This window comes from Aeribacillus sp. FSL K6-1121, assembly GCF_038003725.1.
Lineage (GTDB): Bacteria > Bacillota > Bacilli > Bacillales > Aeribacillaceae > Aeribacillus > Aeribacillus composti.
Genome location: NZ_JBBOPS010000001.1, coordinates 2379824 through 2396820 on the forward strand (window position 1 = coordinate 2379824; position 16997 = coordinate 2396820).

The 16997-nt window shown below is 37.8% G+C and carries 16 protein-coding genes and 2 pseudogenes; 1 reads left to right on the plus strand and 17 read right to left on the minus strand.

The window, feature by feature from the left end; translation table 11 throughout:
• Nucleotides 1-12: 12 nt before the first annotated feature.
• From NSQ61_RS11660 to rpoN, 3 genes are all read right to left on the minus strand, one after another.
• Complete coding sequence (locus NSQ61_RS11660) at nt 13-1035, minus strand: sugar-binding transcriptional regulator (protein ID WP_063386961.1); 1023 nt, start codon at nt 1033-1035, stop codon at nt 13-15.
• Between the two features lie 124 nt (nt 1036-1159).
• Nucleotides 1160-1411 carry a glutaredoxin family protein gene (locus tag NSQ61_RS11665; protein WP_340807075.1) on the minus strand — a complete coding sequence of 84 codons (252 nt, stop codon included), beginning with the start codon at nt 1409-1411 and terminating at the stop codon, nt 1160-1162.
• A gap of 15 nt (nt 1412-1426) precedes the next feature.
• On the minus strand, nt 1427-2731 hold the full coding sequence (gene rpoN, locus NSQ61_RS11670) for an RNA polymerase factor sigma-54 (protein WP_340807077.1): 1305 nt from the start codon (nt 2729-2731) through the stop codon (nt 1427-1429).
• Between the two features lie 75 nt (nt 2732-2806).
• Between rpoN and yvfG the strand changes: the two genes are divergently transcribed.
• Nucleotides 2807-3022 (plus strand): protein YvfG, encoded by a 216-nt coding sequence (gene yvfG / locus NSQ61_RS11675; RefSeq protein WP_063386963.1) that lies wholly within the window; start codon nt 2807-2809, stop codon nt 3020-3022.
• Between the two features lie 136 nt (nt 3023-3158).
• On the opposite strand, the gene NSQ61_RS11680 is transcribed toward yvfG, so the two are convergent.
• The 14 genes and pseudogenes from NSQ61_RS11680 to ptsG all read right to left on the minus strand — a co-directional run bounded on the left by NSQ61_RS11680 (nt 3159) and on the right by ptsG (nt 16940).
• Entirely contained in the window at nt 3159-4190 is a 1032-nt protein-coding gene (locus NSQ61_RS11680; protein ID WP_063386964.1) for an ABC transporter substrate-binding protein, read from the minus strand.
• 151 nt (nt 4191-4341) lie between these two features.
• Complete coding sequence (locus tag NSQ61_RS11685; RefSeq protein WP_340789766.1) at nt 4342-5202, minus strand: ABC transporter permease; 861 nt, start codon at nt 5200-5202, stop codon at nt 4342-4344.
• Nucleotides 5203-5985: an ABC transporter ATP-binding protein gene (locus NSQ61_RS11690; RefSeq protein WP_066249138.1), complete on the minus strand. Its 783-nt coding sequence runs from the start codon at nt 5983-5985 to the stop codon at nt 5203-5205.
• Nucleotides 5986-6002: 17 nt separating this feature from the next.
• Nucleotides 6003-7427: an 8-oxoguanine deaminase gene (locus tag NSQ61_RS11695; RefSeq protein ID WP_340807079.1), complete on the minus strand. Its 1425-nt coding sequence runs from the start codon at nt 7425-7427 to the stop codon at nt 6003-6005.
• A gap of 285 nt (nt 7428-7712) precedes the next feature.
• Complete coding sequence (locus NSQ61_RS11700; protein WP_327847984.1) at nt 7713-7940, minus strand: hypothetical protein; 228 nt, start codon at nt 7938-7940, stop codon at nt 7713-7715.
• Nucleotides 7941-8134: 194 nt separating this feature from the next.
• Nucleotides 8135-8263 carry a hypothetical protein gene (locus NSQ61_RS11705; RefSeq protein WP_340807082.1) on the minus strand — a complete coding sequence of 43 codons (129 nt, stop codon included), beginning with the start codon at nt 8261-8263 and terminating at the stop codon, nt 8135-8137.
• 66 nt (nt 8264-8329) lie between these two features.
• Nucleotides 8330-8476: a hypothetical protein gene (locus NSQ61_RS11710; RefSeq protein WP_340807084.1), complete on the minus strand. Its 147-nt coding sequence runs from the start codon at nt 8474-8476 to the stop codon at nt 8330-8332.
• Between the two features lie 678 nt (nt 8477-9154).
• Nucleotides 9155-10024: a LiaG family protein gene (gene liaG / locus NSQ61_RS11715; RefSeq protein WP_340807086.1), complete on the minus strand. Its 870-nt coding sequence runs from the start codon at nt 10022-10024 to the stop codon at nt 9155-9157.
• 1144 nt (nt 10025-11168) lie between these two features.
• Nucleotides 11169-11918 (minus strand): CRISPR-associated endoribonuclease Cas6, encoded by a 750-nt coding sequence (cas6, locus tag NSQ61_RS11720; protein ID WP_063386985.1) that lies wholly within the window; start codon nt 11916-11918, stop codon nt 11169-11171.
• Nucleotides 11919-11933: 15 nt separating this feature from the next.
• Nucleotides 11934-12196 (minus strand): annotated as a pseudogene (cas2, locus tag NSQ61_RS11725) (CRISPR-associated endonuclease Cas2).
• Between the two features lie 9 nt (nt 12197-12205).
• Nucleotides 12206-13207 carry a type I-B CRISPR-associated endonuclease Cas1b gene (gene cas1b / locus NSQ61_RS11730; protein WP_340807088.1) on the minus strand — a complete coding sequence of 334 codons (1002 nt, stop codon included), beginning with the start codon at nt 13205-13207 and terminating at the stop codon, nt 12206-12208.
• Between the two features lie 2 nt (nt 13208-13209).
• Nucleotides 13210-13518, minus strand: a pseudogene (cas4, locus tag NSQ61_RS11735) (CRISPR-associated protein Cas4); the annotation flags it as partial.
• A 118-nt stretch (nt 13519-13636) separates the two neighbouring features.
• Nucleotides 13637-14083: an aminoacyl-tRNA deacylase gene (locus NSQ61_RS11740; RefSeq protein ID WP_340807090.1), complete on the minus strand. Its 447-nt coding sequence runs from the start codon at nt 14081-14083 to the stop codon at nt 13637-13639.
• A 796-nt stretch (nt 14084-14879) separates the two neighbouring features.
• Entirely contained in the window at nt 14880-16940 is a 2061-nt protein-coding gene (gene ptsG, locus NSQ61_RS11745) for a glucose-specific PTS transporter subunit IIBC (protein WP_311066905.1), read from the minus strand.
• Nucleotides 16941-16997 lie beyond the last annotated feature (57 nt).

The window sequence follows — 16997 nt, forward strand, 5'->3', positions numbered from 1 at the left end:
ATTGAGGGAGCTTTACAGTTCCCTTAATAACTCTTTAGCTGCCACTTCGTCAGTTACTAAAATCGTGGCTAATGATTGATTCATATACGCTTTGATCGCTTTTGCTTTAGAGGCTCCTCCAGCAACCGCGATCACATTTCGTATGTTTTTTAAGTCCTCCAGCTGCATTCCAACCGTTTGAACTTTATGGACGACTTCACCTTTTTGGTTGAAGTAATAACCGAAAGCTTCGCCTACTGCTTTTCCTTTTTTAATTTTTTCGAAATCTTCCTTCGGAGTCTTTCTTCGCTCCGCCATTGTTTGAGCATCCCCGATGCCATGAACAAGCATTTTCGCTGAACGTATAATTTTTAAAAGGTCTTTTATTTCCGGTTCTTCGATAATGGATTCATATGCTTCCTTGCTTAGCTGGTCAGGAACATGGAGCAGCCTGTATTTCCCATGTGCACGTTCAGCTATTTTGGCGCAAATCGTATTCGCCTGGTTTTCAACATTTTCCCCTAGTCCGCCTCTTGCAGGGACAAATAAAACATTTCGGCGATGACCTAACGGAATCATCATTTCAGCAACAGCTGCCAGCGTTGTGCCGCCTGCCACAGCAACAACCTCGTCATCCTGCAAATGATTCATAATGCATTGTGCACAAGCTCTTCCCATTTCTTTTTTCACGAGGGGCGAATGGTCGCTGTCACCTGAAACAACAATCACTTCATCTAAATGAAGCTTCTCTTTTAATGTAGTTTCCAAAAAAGTTAAACCTAAAACATCTTTCATCATTTCTTCCAATGATGAAAGAAGATCATCCCCTTCTTTCGTTAAGGTCATTCCCGAGGGGTGAATATGAATTAAATTTTGTTCCTTTAAAAATTGCACTTCTCCACGCAGAATTCTTTCACTGATGCCTAAATTGTTTGACAAGCTTCGTCTTCCTACAGGCTGCATCAGTCGAATGGACTGCAAAATTTGATAGCGCTTTTGCATAGTTTGGAGAAGATCAGGCAATAATTTTTTTTGAGCTTCAATTAATGATTGCATTTTCAAGACCCTTCAGCTCTTTCTTTCTGGGACTTTTTTTGTCCCTGTAAGACAAATTATGTCCCAATTATAGCAAAAAAATTCACCCCTTGCTACATATATTATTTTAGCAGGAGCGCAAATGTTAATCAACAGAAACAAGTTCCAGCAAACGTTTTCTTAAAGAATTTTCTTCAATTTTCCCAAAAATAACAATCTTTCCATTCACTTCAATCACTGGAATCATTAGTTGATATTTTTCCAGCAGCCGGTCATCTTGATAAATATCTTCTTCTTTCAGATCAAAGGGTATTTCAGCTTGCAGCTTATACAACAATTCCTTTGCTTCATCACATAATGGACATGTTTGCTTCGTATAAAGAACCACTTGATTCACGAATCCAATTCCTTTCTAATTATATCTTTTTCGCAAATTGGACGAAGGGATATTGAGCTGATCGCGGTATTTGGCCACTGTTCTTCTCGAAACATTCATATTATAATTCTCTTTCAACAGGTTGGCAATTTTTTGATCTGAAAGCGGTCTTTGCTTATTTTCTTGATCAATTAATTGCTGAATGACCTGTTTAACATTCGCACTTGATGTATCTTCTTCTCCCACTTTGTTAGTGAAAAAATATTTCAACTCATATAAACCGAAAGGAGTTTGAACAAATTTATCATTGACCGCTCTGCTTACAGTCGACTCGTGAATGTTAAGAGAATCAGCGATATCTTTTAATGTTAACGGTTTCAAAATGTTGTTTTTCAAATAGAAAAAGTCTTTCTGAAATCGTATAATTTCCTGCATAACTTTGACAAGCGTTTCCTTCCGCTGCTCAAGCGATTTTAACAGCCAGCGTCCTTGATGGAGTTTAGTCTGTACGTAAGATTTTACTTCTTTTTCTGTTTGTACAATCGGTTCGTAGTCCCGATTGATTTTAATTTGCGGCAAAAGATCTTCATTATAATATACAATCCAATCTCCATTTCGCTCTTCAATCATTAAATCAGGGATGATATAATTCGGGGTTTCCTCATCAAATTGCAGACCAGGTCTTGGATTCAATGTTTGAACAAAATCGAAAATTTGCTGAAGAGCATTCAGCGACAGACCTGTCTTTTTGGAAAGATCCTTCCAAGCTTTTGTGGCAAACAGATGAAAATGCTCTTTTAACACGAACTCGGAGCCTTCAGGTTTTTCCCCGATTTCTTTAGCCTGCAAAAGCAAGCATTCTTGAAGCGAACGTGCCCCGACGCCAATTGGATCTAATGATTGCAGCACAGACAGCTGTTTTTCAAAAAGATCGATCGAAATTTGGAACTTTTCCGATAGGCGGGATAAGTCTTCTGACATATAACCATTTGAGTCCACTGCATCGATTAAAATATGAATAGCACGCCGTTCGTTTTCGGTAAAACGAAATTCTACGAGCTGATTTCGCAAATGATCTTTTAGCCCCATCCCTTTTTTCGGCATATTTTCGATCCAGCGGCCATCCTCCTTGCTAGCCCTCTGCTGCTTTCTTTGATTATGATAAAATATCGGTGGATGGGATTCTTCCAATTCCACAAAGGGGTTTTCAAGCGTAATTTCCCTCAAGTAAGATACTAAATCGATTGTAGAATATTGCAAAAGCCCAATGGCTTGCTTCAGCTCTTTCGTCATCGCCAATCTCAAGGATTGGTTTTGGACTAAGTCCATTTTTATATGCATCAGAACTCCCCCCCCTTTAGTTCTATTTTACATGAAGAATTTAAAAAAAGAATCTAAAATTTTGGAGGAACGAACATGACACAGCTTTTTTCTGTTTCCTATTTTAAAGAAAACTTTAAACAGTACATTGAAATGAATAAAGAAAAATCTTCAAAGATTGATGCCATGAACAGCTACTACCGATCTGTCGTCTCAACTTTAATTTACGACCAGCTAACCAAAAATGCAGAAATATTGAAAAGACTGCAAAATCTTGATCAAGCATATAATCAAGTGAAAAACGAGGAGTAAAAGGACTTTTAAATTTTAATGTATGAGATCAGTTTTTGAAGTCGGCATATAAGCCGATTTCTTTTTTTTGCAGTAAAACTTATGGTTAAAACAAAAAACTGAGCAAATATAAGCTGCCCAGTTTTCGTTTTTGTTTTTATTTCGATTCATGTTTTGGCAAATATTCTGTCGTAAAAATTTCCTTTGCATCAAATGTTTTTTCTAATAAACCGAGATCGTGCAATTGTTTAATTAATGTTGCCCAGCGTTCTTCCGTCATATATCCGACTCCATGCTCTGCTCTATCTCCTCCATATACAAAATCCACTTGTGTTTCGGCTTCAAATTTTAATGATTCTAATTCCATATCAGCGTTGTCTTTCTGAATCACTTTATTAATCTCTTCGTAAGAATCTTTGTATAAATACCATCCTTCGACAAAAGCATCCACAAATGCTTTGACAGTTTCTTTATTTTTTTCTAAATAGTCTTTTGTAACATATAACACAACGTTATAAGGATTATAACCTGCATCAGATATGAGCTTCGTTTCTACATCTACTCCATCTTTTTTTAAGAAAAACGGCTCTGAAGTCACAAAGGCTTGGCTTACAGAATTGGGATCGCTAATAAAATTCGAATGCTGTCCTGTATAAGCCAATTCTTGTACATTACTTAAATTATATTTAGATTTCAAAAAGTCCCAATACGTAATACCAGGCTGTATATATACTTTTCTTCCATTTAATTCATCAAAATCGTCAATTCCCTTTCCTTTATGGAACATTAATGCCTGCGGGCTTCCTTGCATGGCAGCAGCTACAGCGACTAATTCAATTCCTTGATTTCTAGCAATAACCATTTGGTCAGCATGTGCAAGCCCAAAGTCAGCACTTCCAGATGCAACCATTTGAATAGACGAGACTTGCGGCCCACCCGGTTCGATCGTGACTTTTAAACCGTTTTTTTCAAACAATCCGTTTTCTTGTGCTGCATACAAACCGCCATGCTGCGCCTTCGGAAACCAATTTAATACAATTTTTACATCTTTTAAGTCTTTTTTCTCTTCATTCGAAGCGCTGTCTCCCTCGTTTGTTGAGCTGCTCGACTCTTGTCCTCCGCAGGCGGTGAGGAAGAACATGAATATAATCCCGATTAATAGAAAACTCGCTTTGCGCCATGCTTTCAATTCTTTTTCCCCCTTTTTGCACTTTTTTTGAAACTCAATAAAGCTCGTTCCCTAACGCAGCAAACCATTTTTATCCAAAAAAAATTAGCAAATTGAATTCAGCTCTTGTAAGCAATAGTGATTATGTCAACTTAATTTTTGATCAAATTTTTTATTTTTCTCCCTTCATCGCGGATTCGTGCCATGATCTCAGCATGAAATGAGAAAACAAACTTACGAGTAAGTAAAAGACAATCCCAAAAATAGCAGCGGCAATTCCGCAAGCAAATAAATATGGTGTTTTTAATTGAACGGCTGCTACCGTAATGGCATACCCTAAACCGCCTTTTCCTCCGCCAATTCCAGCTATATATTCACCCGTAATAGCTCCAACGATCGATAGCGTGCTGGATATTTTTAAGCCGGTCATCATGTAAGGCATAGCAGCCGGAATTCGGAGCTTCCACATTTTTTGCCATTTTGACGCATTATATAAAGTAAATAATTCGCTCATATTTTTATCGATTGAATTCAATCCCATTAACGTATTTGAAATGATCGGAAAAAATCCAATTAAAAATGAAATCATCACAATCGAATTGAAGCCCGAGCCGAACCAGATAACAACGATCGGTGCAACAGCTACAACCGGTATCGTTTGTAAAATAACCGCATACGGGTAAATGCTTATTTCTAAAATTTTTGAGCTTGCTAATAAAACCGCAAAGCCAATTCCAATGATGGCGCTTATTACAAATCCGATCACAGATTCAGCCACCGTTATTTGTATGGCTGGCCATAATAACTCCCAATCTTCAACCGCCGCTTGAAGGACGTCTGTCGGTTTTGGAAGTATAAACGGCTGCACGCCAACCATAATCGGTACAAACTGCCATAAAGAAAGAAAAACAACAAGCGCAGCAATCGGACCAATAATCTTCCATTTTGATTTGCTCCATATTTTCAGTTTGCCAGTATTATTTGATTGAGCGACAATTTCCTTCGTTTGAGTGGTTGCTGTTTGTACAGACATTTATACCAACTCCCTTCGGGTTGAACTATTCTCAAGACTTTGCGAGGAAATATCGACATATTCTGTAAACCGTTCATCTGTCCGCTCCCTCGGATAAGGAAGATCGACATCGATGATAGATGATAATCGTCCGGGCCGAGCTGACAACACTGCAATTCTAGTAGAAAGATAGACAGCTTCAAATACATTATGAGTCACGAACAAAATTGTCATTTTCTCCCTTTTCCATATTTCAAGCAGCTCCGTCTGCAAGGTCTGTCTTGTAATCTCGTCTAATGCAGCAAACGGTTCATCCATTAACAGCAATTTAGGTTTTGCAGCCAACGCTCGAGCTATAGACACCCTCATTCTCATTCCGCCTGACAACTGCCTAGGATATGACTTTATATGATCCTTTAGTCCAACCATCTCCAATACTTTGATCGCATCCTCTTTGCGGCTTTTTTTATCCGAACCCCTTAATTCTAAAGGCAGCATCACATTTTCCAGCACCGTTCTCCATGGAAGCAAGTTGGCATCTTGGAATACAAACGCAACATCATTTGTATTTTTTATAACTTCTTTCGGGTTTTGCCCAAATACTTCTACCTTGCCCTCAGTAGCTTCGCCTAAACCTGCCACCATTCTTAATGCCGTTGATTTCCCGCAGCCAGACGGGCCGAGGAAGCTTATAAATTCCCCTTCTGTGATGGAAAAATGGAATTGGCTTAAAGCGACTGTGCCGGTATTGTAAATCTTACTAACATGATGAAATGCGACAATCTCGTTTCGAATTGCTTCCACTGCTTATCCCCCCTTATCTAAGTTAGAATATCTGAGTTTCTTATTCTTGTTTTTTTATAATTGACTTTTGTATGCTCAAGAGCCGTTTCCAGCATTCTTTCAGCAGCTTTTTGCGCCCGCATGGCAAATGATTCTTCATCGATATTGACAAGTCGCCCTTTATCTACGACAATCCTTCCGCCAACGATAGTCATATCGACTGTCGGTGTGCCCGCTAGAATCGGAAGCGCCGTATCGTTGAAAAGCGCACCAGCAAATTCTAATCGATTCGTATCAATCATAAACATATCTGCAGCCTTGCCGACTTCCAATGAGCCAATGGCATCTTCCCAGCCAAGCACTTTAGCTGAACCTCTCGTCGCAATCGACAAACAATCTTCAGCACTTAGCGCTGTCGTTCCATGCTGAAGATTATGGAGCAGGTTCATAATTTTTAAATCTAATAATAGATTGGAAGAATCATTAGAAGCTGAACCATCAACACCAAATCCCACTTTTACCCCTGCCTGCAGCATGTCCATAATTCGCATCGTTCCGGAAGCCATTTTCATATTGCTGCTCGGACAATGAGCAACTCCGCAGCCACAAGCACCCAGCTTGGCAATTTCTTTGTCATCAAACCAGATTCCATGCGCATACCACACGTCTTCGCCGACCCAACCTGTTTCTTCCATTAGTTCGAAAGGACGCATGCCAAACTTTTCTCTGCAAAAATCCTCTTCATCGATCGTTTCCGCCAAATGGGTATGCATCCGAACGCCATAACTGCGTGCTAAATCCGCTGATTCACGCAGCAAGTCTTTGCTAACCGAAAATGGTGAACAAGGTGCAACACCTACCCGCAGCATCGAAAATTTACTAGGATCATGATAGGTTTCAATAATTCTCATGGTATCTCGAAGAATAACATCATCCGGCTGAACGATTTCATCTGGCGGCAATCCCCCTTTTGATCGTCCTAAACTCATAGAGCCTCTAGTTGGGTAAAAACGAATTCCGATCTCACGTGCTGCCCGTATTTCCTCATCAATTAATTCACAGCTGACTCCATTCGGAAAAACGTAAAAATGGTCAGCTGATGCCGTACAACCGCTTTTAAGTAACTCACCTAATCCGACAACAGCACTTAAATACACATCTTCCGGCCTTAGATGGCGCCAAATATCGTACAAAGCGATTAGCCAATCAAACAGCTCAACATTTTGCACCCAAGGGATATTGCGGGTGAAAGTCTGATACAAATGATGATGCGTATTGATTAACCCCGGATAAACAATTTTTCCGCGCGCATCAATGACAATATCCGCTGACTCACAAGGTAAATCATAGCCGATCGCTTTAATCTCTTGACCGACAACATACATGCTGCCGCCTGGGTATTCCGTTCGATTTTCATCCATCGTAATAATATTTTTGGCATTTTTTATGAACAACGTCTTCATTCATTCACCCCTTTATAATACGATCAATCCCCTTTATGTTAATTTTTATAACACAATACGTAATGTGTATTTATTATATATTCTTTTTAACTGTATAACATTAGCGAATATTCACAATTTTTAATGTGATTTTGTATATTTTAACTAAAAAATTTACGCATTTATGTTATATATCTTTACATAAATGACGTTTTCTTAAGGGGAGCGGTATATGTGGGAGTGGATTTGTTTCCATATTCAGAAATAAAAAGCCCAGTTTTTCAACTGAGCTAAATAAATAATTTTTCAGTAACCGTCACATATAAGGACTTCCAAACGAACAGGCAATGTTGAATGAATCCGAATGTGACAGTAAAAGAGATGACCAGATTTAAATCTTGTACTCTTCATCCGTAGTGTAATCCCTTTTGCATGCCGGTTGAAATTTTGCAATGTGACTGGTTCATTCGGATGGCCGCCATCAGTAACCGGCTTTGTCTGAATTGTTTTGTCCGAAAAGATTTCCTCCTGCAAATTCGGCCTCCATCAGAACCGTTTTATCCGATCATATATAAGGGAATACTCCAGGACGAATGATCGGCGCCGTAACAGTCAGATACCCTTGTGTCTTCGTCGTAATCTTGTATGCGTTTTTCCCTTATACACATTACATCCTCTCTCAGGTAAAATAAAAAGCACTCCTAAAAGGAGCGCCAATTTTTGAAAAATTAATAGAATTCAACATCATCTATCTTCCATGAAAAACGATCAGATCTTGTATCTTCATTTTGTTTTTTTTGATCATCAACAAGTTTATTTTTATTAATAACAACAGGTTCTTTACTATCCTCTTTCATTTTCTTGACCATCTCACATAAAAAATTGTGATCACTATAATCTGCTTTATTTTAAAAGTCGCTTCTTTATCCAAAAATATTTCTTCTTCGCCCTAATAAACTGATTTGGAAAAATTCTTTCACTTCAACAATGCTATTAAACGGTTTACATTCAACTTTTTCGCTTAATTCTTCATCATCAAATGCTTGGTATCGTAACGTACCTACAACCATACGGATTACCAGGAAGCCCTCCTGCAGGTGGATTATTTACTGTACAAAAAAACTTTCCATCTATTTGTCCATGATTTTCTTACTCTTTTATCGTGTGATATCGAGATTATTGTTTCAAATCTTATGGATAAGATAAAAAACGGAGAGTTGCTTCAGCTTTTCTTGCGGTCTGATACAGTTTTAATTCCTCATAGTTAAGATAAAAACCCCAAAAAGTTGTTGATATGACAAAGTTTTGATAATACTGGAAATTTTGTTATTTCAATTTTAGCGTAAACAGGATTTTTTATCAATTCTTTGTTTTTCGTTTATTTTTCTGCAGTTTTTGTGTCGTTATTCAAAAAAATTCGGTATACTTTTAGACATAGGCAGGGTTCTCCTTTCTCTGGAATGTGTTTTTGTCCAAATCAGAGAATACCCTATTTCCTTTTGGTCTAGCAAAATGCTTTACACAAACTTTTATACATCATCAAATTATTGGTGCTCAGCTATTCAAAGATAAAAAGATAAATTTTATTTAAAAAGCAGCCTAAAACACGAATATAGAAGGTTTAGGCTGCTTCCTTTTTCTATTGACTTTTAATATTTAAGAGTGCGGCACTTGTTAAGTATTTTATTAAAGAGATAGACATCATTCTTGCTTCCCTAGTTAATCAATGAACGCTTTTTCACATCATTTTAATAAATTTTAATGTTGCCGCTTGATACGCTTACGTCGATAGGATGTTCACCGGACCCATGGGTACCTTTGATGTTTTTATTATCTATTTTTTTGCTAGTTAGCGGAAAATCACATGTTATATTGCCGCTGTTTGTCTTTCCGTTTAAAGTAAAGTCAGCATCAGTCGGAAGATTAAGATCCACCACTCCTGAACTTACTTCAATATCAACTGAATCTGTTAATTCATCCATTTGTATATTTAAATTTCCAGATGATAGCTCAGCCTCAATAGCTCCGATATAATGCTTTACTTTGAGGTTTCCAGAACTAATATCAAATGATCCTGTTTCTGTCGTTAATGAGTCTATATCGACATTCCCCGATGAACTATCATGCTCAAAATGTTTAACCGATACATTCCTCAGGTTGACGTTTCCCGAGCCTATATCTAATATTAATTCATCTAGTTTCATCGGTTCATTTTTTGAAAGGCCAGAGAAATTCAAATTCCCGGAGCCAAGATTTATAGCCATGTTTCGATCATAATCTTCAGGGATGTAAATATTCAATCTTGCCTTGTTATGAAACAACCACCCAAACCATTTCCATTTCTGTTTCGCACTTACTTTTACTTTGTCTCCATGCTGTTTAACAGTCAGCTTTCCCTTTCCATCTAAATCAGCTTTTAAATCTTCTCGACTTTCCGGAATAATCGTTGTGCTAACACCTGAGGCATCAATTTCAATCATTTCAATTCCCTCTGATGTAACGGACTGGGTTCTTTGATTTCCTAAAGGCCACCAACTAAAATTGATTGGATTCAAAAAGATAATATATAAACCAATAAATCCGATGATACCCAACAGAATCACAAAAAATCTTTTCAATGTTTTCCCTTCCTTCCCAAGAATTTTTCGCAGCTTTATCACTTGATTTGTTTATCCTTTAGCACTCCGCTCAGCAAGGGGCAACAAAGTAGCACCGATCATCCCCTTGGTTTATACAAACATATTTTGATTAGAATCTTACACAGCCTACTTCTACATATTTCCAATTTTCATTTAACATGTCAATGAAACGTACTTGCTTTATTGACAAATCTCTAGTGCAAGAAGTTCGCCTAAACAAATACAAAAAAAGCAATGCCTCTCCAAATCCACAGCCTTTTCGCGTTCTTATTTTAGAGAAGATTTTTAGCCTCATAAACAGCTATTATCCAAAAACTTCAAGTTGGATTGATTAAATGAATTTAAAAGAAAAACAAATTCAATTACTTTTCTCTTCCTTAGAATACAGAGAAAAGTGATTTTCCAAAATGGACCTCAAATGTATATTCAACTAAGTCTTGAGACTTATTTATGATGAAATGATTATGGGGCCTGTCCCCCACTACGTGAATGTAATGAGGGAAGACCCCGTATACCGTAAGTTTCTAATCCGTACAGTAAAAAATATAACCTTGATGCGTCTAAAGCCAAGTGATATTGTACTCCCATTTTTCGACTATTAGTACTTTCCTACAGGATGTCAAGCAAAATTTCATCATCATCTTGGTCATTAAAATCCATAAGAATCAACATGTTGCGCTGGAGTCAGAAAACACTGTCAATGTAAAATGTTTCAATTCCTCGTAGTTAAGATAAAAACTCGTTCTGGCACATTAATAGACTTCAAGATCATTTCGTTTCAATCCCACATAGTTAAGATAAAAACGCTGTATATTGCGGCGGGGCGAAATCCAATGATCTCGTTTCAATTCCTCATAGTTAAGATAAAAACGATTCTGAATGTTGAATTTGAAGCGAATACAGAGCCAAAGTTTCAATTCCTCATAGTTAAGATAAAAACCCAAAAAATTGTTGCTACATAAGTATTTGGTTTTAAATGGTTGATTGGTTATTTTTATTTTAACGAAGGAGGTAAGTTTTATCAATCCTTTGATTTGCGAGGGCTCAATAAAGATTTAAAAGAGTCGTCGATCCCCAGGGATTTTTGCACGATTGGGGGTCGACGACAACTATTTCCCTGTTACTACAATTCTCGAATAACACGGAACATTCCAAACCCTTGAGAATTTCGTCCGCCTATTCCAGTTTGCAAAAGGAAAGTAAGATACTTCGGAGAAGACCGCAAACGATACCTTCCCTGCCATGCAGTGATATAGTAATTTTTAAAAGTCGTGACGACTTTATGTCTCTTAGTAACATGTAAAGGTTCAATAAACAATCTCTCTTGTGGCGGATCTCCGTAATAGGCTTCATACTTATTGCGAAAATTAAGCTCCACTAAATGTGGAAATGCTTCATCATATGGATGAAAAAACTGTGTCTTCTGGGTACCATCCACCGTTTCATATGTGCTATAGACTGTTACTGGTGAAAGCATCTCAATTTCAATTTCAGAGCTCTTTACTTCGCTTTCCTCCATTTTTATACTTTGTATCTCCACCGATTGATTTCCTAGATGAACTTCATTTTGTAATAAAAAGTATTCTCCTAACTGCTGCGTCAGTTCAGGCAATACAGTAGAAACATGCCAAGAAATATCGTCATCGAATATAATCGTTTTCGGATCTAATTGAATTTTATGTTGCCCGAAAAGACGACTGAATGTAAATAATTTATATGTTCTCTTCCCTTTCTGGAAACCAATTTCATGCAAAAATGAAGCGAAACTTTTATCCTGTAAAGAATTATAAAGTAAACCATGCAATAAATACTGATAATGTAATGGCAGTATCACAACATTATTTTTTGGCTTCATCGTTACCGTTAATCGCATAGCTTGTCCTTCTTTCTACAAAATAAATTCGTCGCCGCCTTTTTTTAATCCAAATTCTCACGCGACCAATATTTCTGCGTTCGAAATGTATAAAAAATTACGGAATCTTCATCCGGATTCATAAGATTTTGCAATTCTACTTTTAGTTTTTTATAATTTGCTTGTGAAATTTCTCCTTCAAAAACAGAATTTTGTACCCAATGAAGATATTTGCGAGCAATTTTTAGCGCCTTCGCTACACGTTTCTCATTAAAATCATACACAAGTATGACAAACATGAAAATCCCCTACCATTTAGCTGTATATGATTCATATGGCTTTTCACCAAGTAAATGCTTCTGCAATTTATACAATTCCAAACGAATCAAGCGTCGGTATGACACAGATTTGCCTAGATGGCGATGTTGGACGGTTGTTTGCATTTTTTTATCAAGTTCACTGATAAAAACCTTCCGTCCTTCCTCCGATAACAAAATACCATCGGTCAGTTTTTCAAAATGCTTTTTTGTCAGCATTTTTTTATTTACAAGGGAAAAAATTAACCGATCCACGATAATAGGTTTAAAAATTTCGGCAATATCAAGATTTAAAGAAAAGCGTCGAAAATTCGTACTATGTAAATACCCAATGCGGGGGTCAAGATACGTTTTATAAATCTCGCTTAAACACATCGTATACACTATAGAGTTCCCGAAGCTGATTAACGCATTTAATCGGTTGTGCGGTGGTCGTTTTGTTCGTTTTTCAAAAATAAAATCGGGATGTTGAATAATCGTATCAAAAGTACTGTAATACTTTTCTCGTGTATGTCCTTCTGATGCCATTAATTGTTCAACTGACTGAGCAGTTGGCAATTTTTGCAGCTCTTTTTGAAAATCTTCTAGCACTTCATCAAAAACAGCTTTTTCTTCTAAGCGAGAACGATAATATTTTAATACGCGGCTCATCTGTTGGATGGAGCCTGCAATAAATCGCTGCGCCAAATCAAGCCGCTTCCCGTCATCAAGATAGTGCTCCGCTTGTTTTAAAACAACGTGCCCAGCATTTAAGTGCTCGCGGGGATAAAATGATCCAACAAAGTAGCCATGATGATTAAAATAATGGACTATAATTTCTTTTTGTGCAGCAAACTCTAAAAATTTTTTTGATACATCAACTTCTCCAAAAATATAAATATCATTTGTATTCTCAACTGGGATATAACGTTTTTTCTCCTCTGTTTCAAAATATAAACTATTATCTTTCCGACGTAGTTCACCGCTTTGAAAGATGTATAACGTTTTTTTCATATTTACTCCTCCGCCCAACAATATTCACGATAGGCACATTTACCGCAAAACTGAATTTTCTCCGGTGCAGGTGGTACAGGCATGCGAGCAATACGGCGAATATCTTCCATTGCCCGCTCTAGCTCCTGTTTTGCTTCCTCCGTCCACTCTACTGATTCTTTTTTCCTTTCTTCCGGAAAAAGCAATTCCCCTTTTGCATCCATTCCCATTTGACGAAGTGTGTCTAAATAGTACAGAAGTTGCATTTTGGCACTTTTCATATATCGCGATGATTTTTTCACTTCTCCAATCACTAATTGGCCATCTTCCCTATCACAAAAGAAATAGACAGGTTTGTTTGTCTTAAAATCAATTTAGCAACTCCATTTTGCAGAGACTATCGAACATGATCATAATGTAATGGGAACATGTCCATACAACATCATCACTTTAATTCAAGAAAGCAACAACTTGATTTAGCTTTTCCAAAGCATGAGGAGGTATTTTCAGTGTTGAGGTTGGTTCTCCCGTTCCTCCGTAAATGAACGGATAGCGAAAAAGTTCTTTATCGATTATACAAGGCAAAGAAAGACCAACTAAAGGAACGCTGCCGACAGTGTATCCCGTTATCTTCTGGACTTCTTTTGGGGGTGCCATTTTTAATTGATTGCATCCCAAGATTTCGGACACTTTTTCCAGATTCACACGACCGCGTCCTCCTGAAACGATTATTGCAAAATAGCCTTTGTCAGACTTAAGTATCAATGTAGGAGCAGTCTGACCTATTTCGATTCCAAAAAAATCCGCGCCTTCCTGCGCTGTGCGAATTGGATTTTCGTGATAAAGGATGTCAAATGGAATTCTATTTTCCTGTAAAATGCTTTTTAAATGATCCATAAGTAAGCCCTCCTATTACAAATTCCACGAAACGGCCTCTTCTACAATTTAATTGCCAACAGCTTACTTCCACATATTAATCCAATTTCCTTTTGAAAAGTGGTTTTCTTTACAAAAAGAAGTGAAATACAGTTGAATGGAACTTTATGGGGATTGTTGCGAGTAAATGCTATTCATAAACTGGAGAGTTTCGTGAGTATCTAAAATGGTATTGAAATGTAAATGAAAACTCCAAGAAGGCTGCCGCAAATTTTTTATCTATATATGATCCGGTTGAAACTTCAAATGAATACAGTAGAAGCCGAATCGGCATTCATTAATAGTTCCGCAATTGCCTATACTAAAAAAGAGAAAGTACCGTAACCTGATGGATCCTGTACATGTTCTTCCCGTTGATTTCAATCGGCAGTATACGGAAAGTACCGTAACCTGATGGATCATGTACCCTTCCGCTTTGTTACTCGTCCAATTTAAAATCTTTTTTTCTCTCTTTAATAATTCTTTCTGAAATTCTTGCCCGTCAAAGCGGCGTACTACAATTTAGCTGTCGGCTCTTTGCAGCTGCAATTTCCGAAGCCTATGACGCCACAGCAGCAGATGTACTGTGCCTTTTCACATTTTTCAATCACTATGCAAAAAAGGCTATCGAATGCACTCGATAGCCTTTTGAATGATGATTGATCTAAGCTATATGGACTTGGGTTCCTTGCGAATTCATGGATAATCGATACTATTCTTTATGAACTCGGAAGCAATTCTGTATAGTATCGTACTGTTATCCCATGGATGATCGATCTTATCCTTTCTGAGCCTTGATTAATACGTCTTTTCCTCCAACTACGCTGGATGGATAACTACTATGGTCGATTTTAAACTGATCTCCGTTCAGTAAAATAATAGGAGTAATGGTGTTGTACCCTTTTTGACCAATTTGATCGATAGCGAATTGTGCGATAAGATCTCCTTTTTTGATTTTGTCTCTAGGTGAAACTTTTATTTCAAAGCCTTCTCCTTTTAAGTTCACTGTTTCTAGTCCCAAATGAATCAACAGCTCTGCTCCTTCATCTGAACGAAGTGTAATGGCATGCTTGGTTGGGAATACATCGACGATTTCACCGTCAACCGGAGAATAGACATCTCCGCTTGTTGGTTGAACAGCAATGCCGTCGCCCATCATTTTTTGAGAGAAAACTTCATCAGGCACTTCTTCCAATGCAACAACCTTTCCTGATAATGGCGCTACAAAACTAATAGTTGATTCTTCTTTATATTCGTTTGTTTCCTGATTCATGATATCTAAAATTTGATTTTTTAACGTGTCTGAAGTAGGTCCAAATATTGCTTGAACTCCATTTCCTACCTCCAATACGCCTGAAGCACCAAGAGCTTTCAGTTTTTCTTTATTAACAGCGCCTTTGTTTTTTACACCTACTCTTAACCGTGTAATACATGCATCAAGATTATTGATATTTTCTTTTCCGCCAAGTGCTGCTAATACTTCATACGCTTTTTGATTGACAACAGATTCATCACTTTTTCTATTTGTTTTTTCTTCGTAATCTTTTCTAGTATAAAGTCTGTTCGAATCTTCATCTCCGCGTCCTGGTGTAAGAAGATCCCACTTTTTAATAGCCCATCTGAATACAACGTAGTAAACAACAGCCATTGCCAGACCAACGATAATGACATACCACCATGGCTCTCCAACACCAGGTAATATACCAAATAAGATAAAATCAATGATTCCGGATCCGCCGGCATATCCAACATTCACATCTAAAACATACATCAGCATAAATGACAGCCCTGCCATTAATGTGTGGAAAACGTATAATAATGGCGCTACGAACAAGAACGTGAATTCAAGTGGCTCTGTAATTCCTGTAAAAAATGCTGTTCCCGCAGCAGTCAATAATAAGCCTGCTACAGCTTTTTTGTTTTTCGGTTTTGCCATGTGATACATTGCTAACGCTACCGCTGGCAGACCAAACAGGACGAACGGGAATTTCCCTGCCATAAATCTTCCTGCTGTTATTTCAACGGCATCATTTACTTGTTTATCCGCAAGCTGAGCCATATACATTGCCGTATCCCCGGAAACGACAGATCCAGCAAGTGTTGTATACGTTCCGCCAACTTCCGAAAAACGAATTGGGATATAGAAAATATGATGCAATCCAAACGGAATAAGGGCACGTTCTACTAGTCCATAAATGAACATGTAAAGCGGCGGCGTATTTTCTCCAGATAAGGCAGCTCCAAGTGCATAAATGCCGTCTTGTACATGTGGCCAAACAAAGGCCAAAATCAGTGCAATAATGATTGAATAACCTGCTGTTATAATAGGAACAAATCGTGAACCGCCGAAAAAGGACAGCATTTCCGGCATTTTGAAATCATGATATTTTTCATAAAGAACTGCTGCTACAAACCCGATGATGATACCGCCAAAAACACCGATTTGAAGTGTCGGGATCCCTAACTCAAGTACACGCCCTGGCTCCGATACGTTTTCCGGCGTGATTCCAAGGACAATCCCGATAACGGTATGCATAACTAAATAACCAACAAGTGCTGATAAGGAGGCTGCCGCTTTTCCACCGGTCCAGCTCCCCGCTATACCGATAGCGAACAAAACACCTAAGTTTCCAAATATCGCTTTTCCTGCACCCTTCATTAAATCAGAAATCGTTTTCCAAAATCCTGAATCTAAAAAAGGCAAATATTCGATTAAATACGGAGATTGTAACGTTGTACCGATTCCCAGCAATAAACCGGCTGCAGGAAGCAAAGAAATTATAACCATAAAAGTTTTGCCAATTCTCTGAAAGAAATCAAAGTTAAATACCTTCTTCATTTCATAGCTCCCCTTCTAGATAAGATATAGAAAACGGATACATTCTAGCTATTTTTC

Excerpts from the sequence above, each read along its gene's own strand:
- NSQ61_RS11660 (WP_063386961.1), bottom strand. The coding sequence starts at position 1,035 with ATGCAATCATTAATTGAAGCTCAAAAAAAATTATTGCCTGATCTTCTC.
- rpoN (WP_340807077.1), bottom strand. The coding sequence starts at position 2,731 with ATGCATATAAAAATGGACTTAGTCCAAAACCAATCCTTGAGATTGGCG.
- yvfG (WP_063386963.1), top strand. The coding sequence starts at position 2,807 with ATGACACAGCTTTTTTCTGTTTCCTATTTTAAAGAAAACTTTAAACAG.
- NSQ61_RS11685 (WP_340789766.1), bottom strand. The coding sequence starts at position 5,202 with ATGTCTGTACAAACAGCAACCACTCAAACGAAGGAAATTGTCGCTCAA.
- NSQ61_RS11695 (WP_340807079.1), bottom strand. The coding sequence starts at position 7,427 with ATGAAGACGTTGTTCATAAAAAATGCCAAAAATATTATTACGATGGAT.
- NSQ61_RS11705 (WP_340807082.1), bottom strand. The coding sequence starts at position 8,263 with ATGAAAGAGGATAGTAAAGAACCTGTTGTTATTAATAAAAATAAACTT.
- NSQ61_RS11710 (WP_340807084.1), bottom strand. The coding sequence starts at position 8,476 with ATGGTTGTAGGTACGTTACGATACCAAGCATTTGATGATGAAGAATTA.
- cas6 (WP_063386985.1), bottom strand. The coding sequence starts at position 11,918 with ATGCGATTAACGGTAACGATGAAGCCAAAAAATAATGTTGTGATACTG.
- cas1b (WP_340807088.1), bottom strand. The coding sequence starts at position 13,207 with ATGAAAAAAACGTTATACATCTTTCAAAGCGGTGAACTACGTCGGAAA.
- NSQ61_RS11740 (WP_340807090.1), bottom strand. The coding sequence starts at position 14,083 with ATGGATCATTTAAAAAGCATTTTACAGGAAAATAGAATTCCATTTGAC.
- ptsG (WP_311066905.1), bottom strand. The coding sequence starts at position 16,940 with ATGAAGAAGGTATTTAACTTTGATTTCTTTCAGAGAATTGGCAAAACT.